This is a genomic window from Pseudobutyrivibrio sp. UC1225 (assembly GCF_900115215.1).
In the GTDB taxonomy this organism is placed as follows: Bacteria; Bacillota; Clostridia; order Lachnospirales; family Lachnospiraceae; genus Pseudobutyrivibrio.
In genome coordinates, this window is record NZ_FOVQ01000014.1 from 11,896 (window position 1) to 25,951 (window position 14,056).

A 14,056-nucleotide genomic window follows, 5' to 3' on the forward strand; every position below is an offset into this window, starting at 1 on the left:
TGTAATGGAAAGAAAAGTTTTGTCGGTAGTAATACCGGTATTCAATGCTGAAAATTGCATAGGAAATTGCCTTGACGCGTTATTAAATCAGACATATCAAGAGATTGAAATAATAGCGATTGATGATGGATCTACAGATAGTTCATATGCAATTCTTAAAGAATATGCCAATAGAGATTTTAGAATAAAAGTGTACACACATGCTAATGCGGGTGTTTCGGCTACTAGAAATGAAGGCATGAGCAAAGCTACAGGAGAATATATAATTTTTTGCGACGCTGATGATTATCCAGAGCCTGATATGGCAGAGTGCTATGTTCAGGCAATAAATGAATGGAAGAACTCAGATGTAAGTTTTATATGCTGTGGTATGTTTTTTGATAATCTTTATAACAAAAATGTTAAAAATAAAAAACATCTGTTAGAGGCAGCACATGGCTTTGTGGAAGGGGAAAATTATCTTCTTTCGCGTGCTTCATCAGCCACTCTTGCATGGCTTAAATTATTTAATTTTGTTACTAATAAATGCTATAACCTTGAAATAATCAGGGAAAACAATATTGTTTTTGATAATGATATAAATATCGGGGAAGATTTAAAATTTAATCTTGACTATTTAGATCACTGTACAGGCAATATTGGTGTAGTGAATAAGTGCCTTTATCATTACGTCAAACGAACAGGAGAAAGCCTTTCAATTTCATATCACGCCAGTGATTTGGAGGATACGAAATGCATATATAAACGTTTTGTAAACTGGGAAATGTCACAACCAGGAGTTACAGATGAAAATGTAATGGTAGTAAAAGGTATTTATGTAAATGACTGGGTTAGCAGGCTTACAAGTATGTATGAGGCCCATCGATATGGCAAGGTGCATAATGCTAAAAAGGTGTTATGTAAAGAGCTAAAGTCAAAAGAATTTCAAAATACGCTTAAAGAGATATACGCTGCAAAAAAAATAAGCACACTTAGATATGTGTGCTTAAGAACTGGAATATTCCAGATATTCTATTTCTTCCGTGGTATATACCAGCTTATGAAGGGCTAAGATGGCTATACATAATCGGAGCGATTATGTAGGCCAGGCGCCTTTTTGAGGAATGGGAAGGATGAACATTTTTTAGTTCAGTTTGAACTCCTCTAATTTGAGGTAGCACCTCTTTATTCCCATTCTTATATTCTTTTAGAAGACGGTACATGCTGTATTCAAGAATTGAATTATAGCTGTCCTCTACAAAGTCTTCAGAAATCAAATTTCTGATTTCATCGAAGGCAGGTTTATATTTAAATACTGTTCCTTTGAACAGATTAATGTTATTGGTCGCAGATGTGCTACTTTGCATATAGTGATATAAAGGAAGATTTATATAAGTAAATTTCAAATTAGGATTCCTAGATAACAATGTGGTTTGAAATAATAAATCTTCACACATACTTATAGCGGTATTAAAGGAAGCTTCCTTTAATAGCTCGGCTCTAAAGAGACGAGTAAATAAAAAGCCTCTGACGTTATCGTCAGTAAACATGGCTTTTAAAAGGGTGAATGAGTCAATTACTTCTTCATACGAGCCAGTATAGGCGGTGGTAACACCATCTACTTCGGTAAAATATCCACAGACACAGCCGGCCTGGTTTTCATCATTAAGACCAGACTTCATGCTTTCATAAAAATTTTTTTCTAAATAGTCGTCTGCGTCTAGGAAGCTAATCCAATGTGATGTGGCATATTTGGCTCCAAGGTTCCTTGCGGTGGATACACCAGCGTGCTCTTGATGTATGTATTTTATGAAGGGATACTTTTCAGAGTATTCCATTGCTACTGCAGCTGAGTTATCGGTGGAACCATCATCGATTAAAAGTATTTCTTCGGGCATAACAGTGCCGGCCAGAATACTATCAAGCATCTGGCAAAGGTCTGTGCCACAATTAAAAAATGGAATTATTGTTGTGATTGTTTTATTCATATCTTGATTATATGTGAATTTAATCATCACTGCAATGAAGCTTGAGGAGTTATATGAGTGAATTACTGATACCTAAAAAAATTCATTATTTTTGGTTCGGCGGGGCGGAGAAATCTGCCAGCGTTTTGCGTTGTATTGACTCCTGGAAAAAGAGCTGTCCAGATTTTGAAATCATAGAATGGAATGAAAATAATTACGATATTCACAAGCATCCTTTTATGGAAAAAGCTTTTAATGATAAAAAATGGGCGTTTGTTTCTGACTATGCCCGATTAGATGTACTGGTACAGTACGGCGGTATTTATTTGGATACCGATGTTGAGGTTTTAAAAGACTTATCTCCATTGTGTGAGAGCGAGGCTTTCATTGGTTTTGAAAGAGACGATCTTATAGGAGATGGACAGGGCTTCGGAGGAGTTGTCAATTATCCAATATTTAAAGAGATGCTTTCAGAATATGATGGCTTAGAAGAATATATCGAGAGCCCAAAGCTTAGAACAAAGGTCCTACTTAACCATGGGTTAAGGCTAGATGGAAGTCGTCAGAAGCTGGATGGAATGGAAATATATCCTGTGGAGTATTTCTGCCCAAAGAGTTGGTCGACAGGAAAGATAAAAATTACAGCAAATACCTTCTCCATTCATCATTTTGATGAAAGCTGGAAGGGAAAAGGATCTCGTAAATATACAGTATTAATGAGAGTTCTTAACAGAGTCTTTGGAGAGAAAAAAGGACAGAAGCTGTTTAAAGATATTATTACTATTAAGGATAAGCTAAAAGGAGAAAACTGATTTGGAGAATAATGCACAAGATAAATTAATATCAGTTATCGTTCCCGTATATAATGTGGAAAGTTTTTTGGATTGTTGTATTACTTCAATCATCAAGCAAACTTACACAAATTTTGAACTTATTCTTGTGGATGATGGTTCGAAGGATTCTAGTGGAACTATCTGTGATGAATGGTACAAAAAGGATTCAAGAATAAAGGTTATTCATCAGTCAAATGGTGGACTTTCCGCTGCAAGAAATGCTGGCTTGAATCAGGCAAAGGGTGAATATATTTGTTTTGTGGATTCTGATGATTTCTTAAAAGAAAACTATTTAGAAGCTTTTATGATTGCCATGAAAAAGACAGATGCGGATATAGCTATATGCGATATTGTTTCTTCAAGACTGGCAGAGACTGAAAAACCATTGGATGAAGTAATAATCCTAAATTCTTCCAAGGAATGTAGAGAATGGCTGGTGAATCCACTTTCCAGAGAATATGTGCTGATGGTTGTTTCCTGGAACAAAATGTATAAGCGTGAAATATTCAATGATTTGAGATTTGATAAAGGAAAGTTCCATGAAGATGAGTTTATGATTAATAAGCTTCTTCAGAAAATAAATAAGGTTACTTTTGTTCCTATTAAGAGTTACGTGTATCGAAACAACGATGAGAGTATAACAGGTTCAAAAAATAACAATGATATTCGTCATCTACATGTTATAGATGCCTATATAGAAAGAGTAAAACTTGCTGTTGAAGCCGGTGGTGAGGATGACCTACAGTTCGCTGCTGTTACCTTAAAATGGGCATTGCTCAAGACAGCAAGCTTCTATAAAGAAGGAAACAAGTCAATGCAGTATGCTTCTAAAAAGAAGTATGATGATATATTTAATGAATATCAAAAGCTTCTAACAGATAAGCAGCGCATAAAATACAAAATGTTTACCGTTACACCGGGATTGTTTTGTAAGAAATTTGTAAACTATTAATTTAGGGGGAGAGTTATGAGTGATTCAAAGAAGCTGGTTTCTATAATTGTTCCAGCCTACAATGTGGAAAAATATATAGAAAAATGTATAGAATCTATTTTGGCACAGACTTACAGAGAAATAGAAGTTTTGGTAGTTGATGATGGCTCTACGGATGATACATGGGCTCATATTGAGACACTTATGAAAAAAGATTCAAGAGTCAAAGGATTACATAAAGAGAACTCAGGGGTTTCTGCAACTAGAAACTATGCACTGGATCATGCAAATGGGACATATTTACAGTTTGTTGATGCAGATGATTATTTAAAGGTGGATGCCACTGAAACTTTGGTAGATGCTTTGGAATCATCTGGTGCAACTTGGGTGAGTTGTCAGCATCATTGTGTTGATGAAAACGGTGATTTTCATGGTGAATATGACTTTTTAAAAGGAGTATTTGACATAAGTAGTCAGAGGGTTCGCTTCGAATTTATAAGAGATAACATTTTAGAGTATAAGATTGGTTACGAGGTATGGAGTAAAATATATATTTCATCCATAATTCGAGAGCACAACATAAGGTTTAATGAGAATTGCCACATGGGTGAGGACTTAGCATTTAATATATGTTATGGATTTTATGCAGATTCCATTAATTGCATAGAAGATAGAATATATTATTATGTTACCCGTTCAGGTTCAGCCATGGCCTGTATAACAGCTTTAAATAGAATAATAGATGAACATTTGGCGTTAGCAAAGGGAATTGAAGATAGGTTTAATACTGTTTTCTCCGGAGATATACAAGATAAATTTTACCAGATATTTTTCAAGCTTATACTTCATGGTAGTCAGGGACACACCGCAGAGGAGACAATGAAGGTTGTAAGAACTCTTGAGGATGATTATTACATGAAGTACCTTGAAGAAGCATTGACTCACAAAGGGGAGTTTAGCACATTTTGCCGTAGTGATAGGGCGAGACTTTACTACAGATTTGGTCAATATGTTAACTCATATACAAAAGGTGATTTTGTAGGAAAAGTAAATTTGAAGATATACGATATATATCGTAGATTGCGCAAAAGGGAAACCATAGTAGAGTGGAGGTTGACCTAAAGGAGAGTTTGTTTTGAAAAAGAGACATGCATATCTCGTCATGGCTCACAATGATTTTGAATCATTAAGGTATTTGCTTAGAGCAATAGATGATGAGAGAAATGATATTTATTTGCATATAGACAAAAAAACAAAAAATGTTCCTTTTCAGGAGCTTGCTGCCTGTGTTAAAAAATCGCAATTACATATCGTTCCCAGAATAAAAGTTTATTGGGGGCACGTTAGCATTGTCGATTGTGAGCTAAGGCTTTTGAAGGCTGCAATTTCAAATGAGCATTATCATTATTATCATCTTATTTCAGGAAATGATTTTCCATTAAAATCTCAGGATGAAATCCACAGGATTCTTGAAAATGATAATTCGGAGCATATAGATTGCTTCAATGAAAATGATGCTGAAAATACTTTTATCTACAAAGTAAAGTATTATTTTCCATTTTTTAGATGGACAAGTAAAGGAGTTAATACTCGGTTTCGTTGGTTAAATTACTTTGTTGCATGGCTTGGAAACAAGGAATGGAAAAGTATGAAGCTACAGAAAAGACTAGGAATAGATCGTACAAAAAATATGGAAATGATTTCTTCTATAAGGGCGATCAATGGTTTTCTATCACCGACGCTTTTGCCAGATATCTTGTAGCAAATAGAAACAAAATATTTAAGATTTTTAAGATGACAAATGGCCCAGATGAAATGTTTATTTCCACTATGGCTATGAATTCGGATTTTGGAAAAAGAATCTTTAAGGGTGAAAATGGAAAACCTGATAATCTAAGACTGATAGATTGGAGTCGAGGTAAACCATACGAGTTTAGGAATAAAGATATTGAAGAACTTAAAGCATCAGATAAGCTTTTTGTTAGAAAGGTGTCATATAAAAATGCTCCTAAGCTTATAGAAAATCTTTTTAAACATATTTCAGTAAATAATAATTAACAAAAGGAGTTAGTTTTGAACAAATATAAATCAAAGGTATTAAATTACAAAGACGGCATAATTCTAAGACTATATCACAATTTAAAATGGGTCTTCTCCTTTTACAAAATGTATATGGGAAGAATCTTGTTATATACCTTGGTTGAAGTGTGTAGATTAGCGGTAGATTTCTTAATCACATATAAGGTTGGAAATGTTGTTGATTTCGCCATTGAAAAAAATACAGACAAAGTTGTATCAATGGGATTGTTCTACATCGGACTATTTGTGGTAAACGCCGTACTTAGTATTTCTTCAAACAGAATCTCTGCATGGAATTACAACACTATGCAGGCGGACATGGTTAAGAAATTGTTTAACAAGGTAGTTAAGTCAGACTGGGAAGAGCTTACAGCCTTCCACTCGGGAGATTTAATTACAAGAATGTCTAACGATTCGAAGACAATCTCAATGAATGTTACAACGTTCCTTACTACAATTATCACTCAGTCAATGATGATTTTAGTTTCGCTTGCAGTCATTCTTATAAATGATGCCAGCATGATTTTGGTAGTTGTTATTGTGGCTCCAATCATTGCCCTATCATCTAGAATCTTTATGAGAAAAATTTATGATTCTCAGGCTGAGATTCGAAGAATTGAAAGTAGAGAGACTGCTTACAATAAGGAATCTTTCCACAATATTCAGGCGGTTAAGGCATTTGGCCTTGCAGACGAATTCTATGGAAGAATCAAGCTACTGGAAGAGGAAAGATATGCTGCAGACATGAAGTCAAACTTCTATTCACTTATGTCCTGGGTAGTTACTTATCTTTCAGGAATTATTTCAGCGATTATTTGTATTGGCTGGGCGTTCTTCCGTGTAGAGTCAGGAGCTATGACATTCGGCGCTCTTACAATTGTAATTATGATGGCATACAGAATTGCCGTCGCTGGAAAAGCTTTATTACAGCAGATTCCAATTTCATTACAGCTTACAGTTGCTATTGAACGAGTTCGTGAAGTAATTAATATTCATGATGAGAAGCTTGTTGAAACAGCTGCTTATGAAAAGTTTGCTGTTGAAACAGATAAAAATGGTGTTTCTGTTCATGTTGATGACATGAGCTTTGCATATAAGACAGGTCGCCAAATCTTCAATAATGTAAGATTGGAGGCTAATCCAGGAGAGATTATTGCTCTTGTAGGCCCTTCAGGTGAAGGTAAGACTACAATGCTGAGAATTCTTCTTGGAATCCTTAAGGCTGGTGCTGGAGATGTATATGCTCAGCTTCCAGATTCCGGAGAAAAATATGCATTTTCAACAGAGACACGTTCACTTATAGCATATGTTCCACAGGGAAATACGATGCTATCGGGAACAATCAAAGAAAATATGCAGCTCATCGCTCCGGAGGCAACAGATGAGGAAATAATTGATGCATTGAAGCAGTCATGTGCATACGATTTCGTTCAGAAGCTTCCAGATGGTATATATCACAATATAGGTGAGAGTGGTGTTGGATTCTCAGAGGGACAGAATCAGAGACTTGCCATTGCAAGAGCAATTCTTAGAAAAACACCTATACTTCTTATGGATGAGGCTACTTCAGCTCTTGATGTTGCTACAGAAAGAAAAGTTCTTAGCAACCTCATGAAGAAGGACACAAAGCGTACATGTATCCTTACAACACACCGTCCAAGTGTGTTATCAGCATGCGATAGAGTATATCGTATATGCGATACTAAGGTTACTGTAATAAACGAAGCTGAAATTCAACAGCTAATGAATGATTTTTAAAGGGAAATAGTTATGAGTCAGGAGATTTATGTTACGAGACCAGTACTTCCACCATTAGAGGAGTACGTAGAATACTTAAAGGAAATTTGGCAGACACATAATCTTACAAATTTAGGTAAATTTACAAAGGATTTTGTTATTGAACTAAAGGAATTTATGGATGTGGACTATTGCCTCACACTTAGCAATGGTCATATGGCACTTGAGATGCTTTTGCAGGCCATGGATTTATCGGGGGAGGTTATTACTACTCCATTTACATTTGCATCTACAACACATGCTATTGTGCGTAATGGTTTAACACCAGTTTTTTGCGATATTAGAGAAAGCGACTGCACAATAGATGTAGATAAAATTGAGTCACTTATCACAGATAAAACAACAGCGATTGTTCCAGTTCATGTATATGGAATGCCTTGCGATATCGACAGAATCGAAGAGATAGCAAAGAAGCACAATCTAAAGGTTATCTACGATGCAGCACATGCTTTTGGCGAAAAGGTAAACGGAGTTAACATTGCAAAGGCGGGAGACGCTTCAATGTTCAGTTTCCATGCTACAAAGGCCTTCAACACAATCGAAGGTGGATGTGCAGTGACAAAAGATTTTGAAGTTATGAGAAGAGTATATCAGCTTCACAATTTCGGAATCATGGATGAGGAGAATGTAGAGTTTGTTGGCGCGAACGCAAAGATGAACGAGTTCGAGGCTATTATGGGTCTTTGTAACCTATCTCATTTTGAGGAAAACAGACAAAAAAGAAAGATTCTTTTTGATACATACAGGAAGCGTCTTTCACAGGTGAAGGGAATTAAGCTCCTTCAATATGATGAGGATGCGGTAGAGCTTAATTACACATATTGTCCAATTATCGTGGACGAGGAAGAATATGGCATGGACAGAAATGCATTGTATCAGCTCCTTGGAATTCAGGGAATTCATGCCAGAAAATATTTCTATCCTATCACAAATGAATTTGCATGTTTTAAGGATGCAGGATATAAGGGAGATGTTCCAGTTGCACACCGCATTTCGCGACAGGTTATTACACTTCCTTTATATACAGATCTTGAGCTTTCACAGGTTGAAAGAATCTGTAGCATTATCGAAAGGAAAAATTAATTATTAATGGGAACTAATATTATAGGATTAGTCGTTTTCCCATTAATGGTGCTATATGCATTTTCACATCGTTACATCACAGGGGAATTTGAAAAGGAATTCTTTTCAAAACGACAGACGCAGACCCTAAAAGGAATACTAATTATATTTGTATTTTTTCATCATTTTGTTGAGCTAAACAACTGCGAAGGTCCAGTTTTTGGAGTTTATTTTTTCGCACAGTTTACTATAGCACTCTTTTTCCTGATATCAGGCTATACAACGGCATTGGGATATTCCCGATTACAGGGAAAGCCTGATTTGAAAAAGATGTGGATTAAACGAAGCTGGAGATTATATTTACCAATAGTTATTTTCACACTTCCAACCAATAATTTTTTGGCAGCAATTCTCTTTTTCTTTGTTTTATCGGATATTGCATATTCATTATTTGATTCAAACAAAAAAAGATTAGCTTTCATTTTTATAGGTAATATGATTTACCCTTTAAGTCTTAAGATATTAGGATTTGGTGATTGGTGGTATGACGACATATTGACCTTCTTCATGGGTGTTGCCTTGTTTATGTACAAGGATCAAATCACCAATTTTTTTAGAGGTAAAATCTATTGGCTTATAATGCCAGCTGCTACAGTCTTCACTGTAGTCAGTATTTATCTGACAACCGTTAGGCTGCCGTTTGACTATGCAACAATGATACGTTCCACTACAATGGCCGTTATCATCGTGTTGTTCCTTCAGAGGTTAAATCTGAAATCCAGATTGTTTTACTTTATAGGGGAGTACACATGGGAAATCTTTTTAACACATCAGCTTATAATTATGTTGATGCAAAGGGTATTTAGCAAAAATATACTAGTATTGATTTTCTCAATAGTGTTAACAATCATATCAGCGGTAATTGTTAATAGAAGCGTGTTAAAGCTTAAAACTATTATAGAAAAGAGGGAAATTTAAATTGAAGTTAGGAATTAATCAGCCATATTTTTTTCCTTATATAGGATATTGGCAGCTTATTAATGCGGTGGATGAGTTTGTTCTTGCAGACAATCTAAACTTTATTAAACAGGGATATATAAACAGAAACAAAGTGCTAATAAATAAAGAGCCACAGTACTTTAGACTTCCTGTTCATAAGCCATCACAGAATAGACTTATTAATGAGCATGAGACAGCTCTAACTGAGGAAGAAATAGAGAAGATGCTTCATACTCTTCAGTGCGAGTACAGACATGCCCCTAATTTTGAACGTGTATATGAGCATGTAAAACAGGTTCTTGAATTTGGTCTTACTGAAGAGGGAAAGAATCTGGCAGCATTCCTTGAGAATGCCATTAAGCTCACAGCAAGAGAGCTTGGTATCACTACCCCAATTAAATCGGCTTCTACAGATGTAATTCTTGATAGAGATTATAAGAGAGAAAATTATGTTATCGCTACATGCAAGAAGCTGGGAGGTACTGAGTACTACAATCCTATCGGAGGAACAAAGCTTTATTTCCAGGATTTCTTTAGAGCAAACGGTGTTGGACTTAAATTCGTAAAAGCGAATCCTGACATTAAATATGAACAGTTTGGTAACGAGTTTGTACCAAGTCTGTCCATTATAGATATTATGATGTTCTGTTCTAAGGAGCAGATAGCAGAAATGCTAAATGATTATGAGTTGGTAGATGGCTATGAAAGTCCTGCCGACATTGTGGAGGAATAATCTTATGGGAAATAAGAAAGTAAGTATTGTAGTCGCTACATACAACCAGGAAAAATACATTCGTAAAACACTCGAAAGTATTGTTTCACAGAAGGCTGATTTTGAGTTTGAAGCTATTGTTGGAGATGATTGTTCAACAGATGGCAATGCAGAAATTATCAGGGAGTTTGCAGAAAAGTATCCTGATATTATCGTTCCAGTTTTCCGTGAAAAGAATTTAGGAATGACAGGAAACACTCTTGATATTATGATGCGTGCTCAGGGAGAGTATATTGCATTCATCGAGGGTGATGATTACTGGCTTGATGAAAAGAAGCTTCAGAAGCAGGTTGATTTCTTGGATTCACATCCAGATTATGTTGCTTGTTTTGGTCTTTGTCATATTGTTGATGCAGAAGGAAACAGACAGGAAAAGCTTGAGCAGTGGAGTGGCTTCATGAAGGAAGGTGGAGAGTATACTCTTAAGATGTTCCAGGATTACCTTCTTCCAGGACAGACAGCCACATCAATGTATAGAAGAGTAGCATATGGAGCACTTCAGCAGAAGCTTATGGCTGCTAATATTGATATTAGCCAGATGATCGACCGTTCTCAGGTGCTTTGCATGCTTGCAGTTGGTAAGATGTACAACCTTGGAGAATATCTTGCAGCATATCGTTATGTTCTTACAGAAGGTAGTGGTTCATGGTCATCACAGAATGACTTCTACAGCAAGGACAATGTTTTAAAGTACATGGCTGGAATGAAGGACATGGAAAAAACAGCCAAGGTCCTTGGATTGGATCTTAACTTTGATGACAGAAGAAAATATGAATTGTATAAGCTTGAAGCTTGTGCAGATAAATTTTCAAAAGAAGATTATAAGGTGATTCTCAATCAGCTAATTGAGGATTCTTATGATAAGAAAGGATTAAAGCGCATACATTCGACAAGACACCTCAGGGGATTAATCCTTAAGTTAAAGGGAAGAATATAAAAACTGAATAAGGGTAGTAGTATTTTTTGAGTTATTAGAAATTGAGGTTATGTGTTATGAAAAAATTATTATTGTTGGGCAACAATTGTCATGTGGATGAACTTATTAAACATGCGAAAGAAAGGGGAGTGTACACAATTGTTACTGACAATCTTTTGCTGGAACAGTCTCCAGTGAAATCCATGGCAGATGAGGCATGGAATTTAAGTGTTCTTGATATCGATACTATAGAGGAGAGATGTAAACAGGAAAAAATCGACGCCATTCTTTGCGGCGCCAGCGAAGTTTGTATTAAAGCTAATAAAGAACTTTGCGAAAGATTAAATTTACCATTTTATGCCAATCAGAAGGCATGGGATATTACAAATGACAAACTGGCTTTCAAAGAGATTTGTCAGGAATGTGGTATCCCAGTTCCATATGAATACGATCTTGATATAGAATTGAGAGCGGACGATTTGGCAAAGATAAAATATCCAGCTGTTGTTAAGCCAGCGGATGGTTGTTCTAGCATTGGGCTTCATATCTGCAATAATGAAGCCGAGCTAACAGAGGGATATTTGGATGCTTATGAAAAGTCTACAATCAAGAGAGTTATTGTAGAAGAATTTGTGCCTGGTGAGCAGGTAGGACTTATTTACGGAGTCATAGACGGAGTGCCTTATATGAACGCAGCGGGTGATGATTGTGCCTGCAAATATGACGCTCACAGACGTGTATTTGGAGCATGTCCAACCAAGCACAAGAAAATGTTTGAGAAAATACTAGAAAAGCCAATTGTTGAGCTTTTTGAGAAGCTCGAAATCAAAGCTGGTGTTGCAGGTATTCAGGTTATCACTGATGGTGAAAAGGTTGCTGTTCTTGAAATGAATTATCGTTTGCCAGGAGGCAAATTTCCAGGTGAAAAGTTCCTTTGCGACGTAATGCTTGATAATGCTTTGGGAGAAAATACAAATCCAAAGACAGTACCACAGCAGGGACAATTATTTAGTTATGCTATCTGGTTAAAGCCAGGTGAAATTGCTGAAATAAGGGGACTTGATGTTTTAAGAGCTCGTCCACAGGAATTTAATATTCAGCAGTTTAGACAGGTGGGCGACATAGTTCAGGAAAACACAGGAATGAAGCAGGTGCTTGGATACATTATGTTCTTTACAGACGTTGAACACCACGAGGAATATATAGAATTAATCAATAACACTGTTAAGGTTATTTCTGAAACAGGAAAAGATTTGGTATATCACTATAGATTCGAGAAAGGCTATGCTGTGTAGTAATCTACACACAATATTTAAAAGTGTGTCAAATCACTATTATGCAACATAAAAAGCATGCATTTTTATGCACATTTTTTGCCAAAAAGATAGTATTATATATACACTTGTGAAGAAACTGTGAACTCGGAGAAAGTTGTGGTGAAAAATATCACCCCAAAATGTTTCACAGGGACAAAATATAGTAGGGAGATAGAGATATATGACAAAGGAAAAAGCTATTGAGATCCTTGAAAAAGCTGGACAGGGTCATGTAATGAAAGGGTTTGATAATCTTTCCGCTGAAAAGCAGGAAGCATTTCTTGCTCAGATAGAAAATATCAACTGGTCTGATTTCAAGCTCATCGGAAATGATTCAAATGATGCTAGAGGAGAGTTTACAGTTCCTCCAGCTATTGAGCTTTCAGAAATCGCTGAGAGAAAGGCTGAGTTCGAAGCAGCAGGTCTTGAGGCCATCAAAAAAGGCGAGGTAGGAGCCGTTCTTCTCGCAGGCGGTATGGGTACACGTCTTGGTTTTGATTTACCAAAGGGTTGCTACAATGTTGGTCAGACACACGAGTTATTTATTTTCGAGTGCCTCATCAATAACCTTATGGAAGTAGTTAATAAGGCAGGTGCATTTGTTCCTCTTTACATCATGACTAGTGAGAAGAACGATGAAGCTACTCAGAACTTCTTTAAGGAGCACAATTACTTCGGTTACAATCCAGATTACGTTAAGTTCTTCATTCAGGATATGGCTTGCGCAGTAGATTATGACGGAAAGCTTCTTCTTGAGGAGGAAGGTCGTCTTGCTACATCACCAAACGGAAACGGTGGTTGGTATGCTTCTATGATGAAGGCAGGTCTTAAGAGTGATATTCAGGCACGTGGTCTTAAGTGGATCAACGTATTTGCTGTAGATAATGTTCTTCAGAGAATTGCAGATCCTTTATTTGTTGGCGCTACAATCCTTGGAAACTATGTATCAGGTTCAAAGGTTGTTCGTAAGGTAGAGCCAGCTGAGAAGATGGGACTTCTTTGCTTAGAGGATGGCAAGCCAAGCATCGTAGAGTACTATGAGATGTCAAAGGAGATGTCTGAGGCAAAGGCTGAGGACGGAAGTCTTCTTTACAAATATGGTGTTATTCTTAACTACTTATTCTCAGTTGAGAAGCTTGGTGAGATTGTTAACAACAACCTTGTTGTTCACGTAGTAGAAAAGAAGATTCCATTTGTTAATGAGGCAGGTGAGAAGGTTTCGCCTACAGAGCCAAATGGATATAAGTTCGAACTTTTAGTTCTTGATATGATTCATATGATGGATAACAATCTTGCATTTGAGGTTGATAGAAATTATGAGTTCGCACCAATCAAGAATCTTCATGGGGTAGATTCAGTAGATAGTGCAAGAGAGTTACTTCAGAAAAATGGTGTAGTATTGTAA

At 36.3% G+C, this 14,056-nt stretch carries 14 protein-coding genes; 13 read left to right on the forward strand and 1 reads right to left on the reverse strand.

The window, feature by feature from the left end; genetic code table 11:
• Positions 1 to 4: 4 nt before the first annotated feature.
• Entirely contained in the window at positions 5 to 1,051 is a 1,047-nt protein-coding gene (locus tag BMZ41_RS13395; RefSeq protein WP_090530471.1) for a glycosyltransferase family 2 protein, read from the forward strand.
• Here the strand turns inward: BMZ41_RS13395 and BMZ41_RS13400 are convergent.
• Positions 1,038 to 1,967 carry a glycosyltransferase family 2 protein gene (locus BMZ41_RS13400; RefSeq protein ID WP_177184237.1) on the reverse strand — a complete coding sequence of 310 codons (930 nt, stop codon included), beginning with the start codon at positions 1,965 to 1,967 and terminating at the stop codon, positions 1,038 to 1,040. The genes BMZ41_RS13395 and BMZ41_RS13400 overlap by 14 nt on opposite strands.
• Before the next feature lie 53 nt (positions 1,968 to 2,020).
• Here BMZ41_RS13400 and BMZ41_RS13405 point away from each other — a divergent pair, with 53 nt between their 5' ends.
• From BMZ41_RS13405 to BMZ41_RS13460, 12 genes are all read left to right on the forward strand, one after another.
• Positions 2,021 to 2,758 carry a glycosyltransferase family 32 protein gene (locus BMZ41_RS13405; protein ID WP_090530480.1) on the forward strand — a complete coding sequence of 246 codons (738 nt, stop codon included), beginning with the start codon at positions 2,021 to 2,023 and terminating at the stop codon, positions 2,756 to 2,758.
• Position 2,759: 1 nt separating this feature from the next.
• Positions 2,760 to 3,731: a glycosyltransferase family 2 protein gene (locus BMZ41_RS13410; RefSeq protein ID WP_090530483.1), complete on the forward strand. Its 972-nt coding sequence runs from the start codon at positions 2,760 to 2,762 to the stop codon at positions 3,729 to 3,731.
• 15 nt (positions 3,732 to 3,746) lie between these two features.
• Positions 3,747 to 4,832 (forward strand): glycosyltransferase family 2 protein, encoded by a 1,086-nt coding sequence (locus tag BMZ41_RS13415; protein ID WP_090530487.1) that lies wholly within the window; start codon positions 3,747 to 3,749, stop codon positions 4,830 to 4,832.
• A gap of 13 nt (positions 4,833 to 4,845) precedes the next feature.
• Entirely contained in the window at positions 4,846 to 5,472 is a 627-nt protein-coding gene (locus BMZ41_RS15960; protein ID WP_090530490.1) for a beta-1,6-N-acetylglucosaminyltransferase, read from the forward strand.
• Positions 5,442 to 5,768 carry a core-2/I-branching beta-1,6-N-acetylglucosaminyltransferase family protein gene (locus BMZ41_RS15965; RefSeq protein WP_255405349.1) on the forward strand — a complete coding sequence of 109 codons (327 nt, stop codon included), beginning with the start codon at positions 5,442 to 5,444 and terminating at the stop codon, positions 5,766 to 5,768. The genes BMZ41_RS15960 and BMZ41_RS15965 overlap by 31 nt, the downstream gene beginning before the upstream one ends.
• A 126-nt stretch (positions 5,769 to 5,894) precedes the next feature.
• A complete protein-coding gene (locus tag BMZ41_RS13430) occupies positions 5,895 to 7,547 on the forward strand; it encodes an ABC transporter ATP-binding protein (RefSeq protein WP_177184238.1) in 1,653 nt (550 codons plus the stop codon).
• A gap of 12 nt (positions 7,548 to 7,559) precedes the next feature.
• Positions 7,560 to 8,669: a DegT/DnrJ/EryC1/StrS family aminotransferase gene (locus tag BMZ41_RS13435; RefSeq protein WP_090530498.1), complete on the forward strand. Its 1,110-nt coding sequence runs from the start codon at positions 7,560 to 7,562 to the stop codon at positions 8,667 to 8,669.
• A gap of 6 nt (positions 8,670 to 8,675) precedes the next feature.
• Positions 8,676 to 9,626, forward strand: coding sequence for an acyltransferase family protein (locus BMZ41_RS13440; RefSeq protein WP_090530501.1), 951 nt, complete (start codon positions 8,676 to 8,678; stop codon positions 9,624 to 9,626).
• 1 nt (position 9,627) lies between these two features.
• Complete coding sequence (locus BMZ41_RS13445) at positions 9,628 to 10,380, forward strand: WbqC family protein (RefSeq protein WP_090530504.1); 753 nt, start codon at positions 9,628 to 9,630, stop codon at positions 10,378 to 10,380.
• Between the two features lie 4 nt (positions 10,381 to 10,384).
• A complete protein-coding gene (locus BMZ41_RS13450) occupies positions 10,385 to 11,356 on the forward strand; it encodes a glycosyltransferase family 2 protein (RefSeq protein ID WP_090530507.1) in 972 nt (323 codons plus the stop codon).
• A gap of 56 nt (positions 11,357 to 11,412) precedes the next feature.
• The gene (locus BMZ41_RS13455; protein WP_090530510.1) at positions 11,413 to 12,630 is read left to right on the forward strand and encodes an ATP-grasp domain-containing protein; all 1,218 of its coding nucleotides are present in this window, start codon (positions 11,413 to 11,415) and stop codon (positions 12,628 to 12,630) included.
• Positions 12,631 to 12,832: 202 nt separating this feature from the next.
• Positions 12,833 to 14,056, forward strand: a complete 1,224-nt coding sequence (locus BMZ41_RS13460; protein ID WP_090530513.1) for a UTP--glucose-1-phosphate uridylyltransferase — start codon at positions 12,833 to 12,835, stop codon at positions 14,054 to 14,056.

Coding starts and splice junctions, on each gene's coding strand:
- BMZ41_RS13455 (WP_090530510.1), top strand. CDS start 11,413: ATGAAAAAATTATTATTGTTGGGCAACAATTGTCATGTGGATGAACTT.
- BMZ41_RS13460 (WP_090530513.1), top strand. CDS start 12,833: ATGACAAAGGAAAAAGCTATTGAGATCCTTGAAAAAGCTGGACAGGGT.
- BMZ41_RS13400 (WP_177184237.1), bottom strand. CDS start 1,967: ATGAATAAAACAATCACAACAATAATTCCATTTTTTAATTGTGGCACA.
- BMZ41_RS13415 (WP_090530487.1), top strand. CDS start 3,747: ATGAGTGATTCAAAGAAGCTGGTTTCTATAATTGTTCCAGCCTACAAT.
- BMZ41_RS13440 (WP_090530501.1), top strand. CDS start 8,676: ATGGGAACTAATATTATAGGATTAGTCGTTTTCCCATTAATGGTGCTA.
- BMZ41_RS13405 (WP_090530480.1), top strand. CDS start 2,021: ATGAGTGAATTACTGATACCTAAAAAAATTCATTATTTTTGGTTCGGC.
- BMZ41_RS13435 (WP_090530498.1), top strand. CDS start 7,560: ATGAGTCAGGAGATTTATGTTACGAGACCAGTACTTCCACCATTAGAG.
- BMZ41_RS13450 (WP_090530507.1), top strand. CDS start 10,385: ATGGGAAATAAGAAAGTAAGTATTGTAGTCGCTACATACAACCAGGAA.
- BMZ41_RS13395 (WP_090530471.1), top strand. CDS start 5: ATGGAAAGAAAAGTTTTGTCGGTAGTAATACCGGTATTCAATGCTGAA.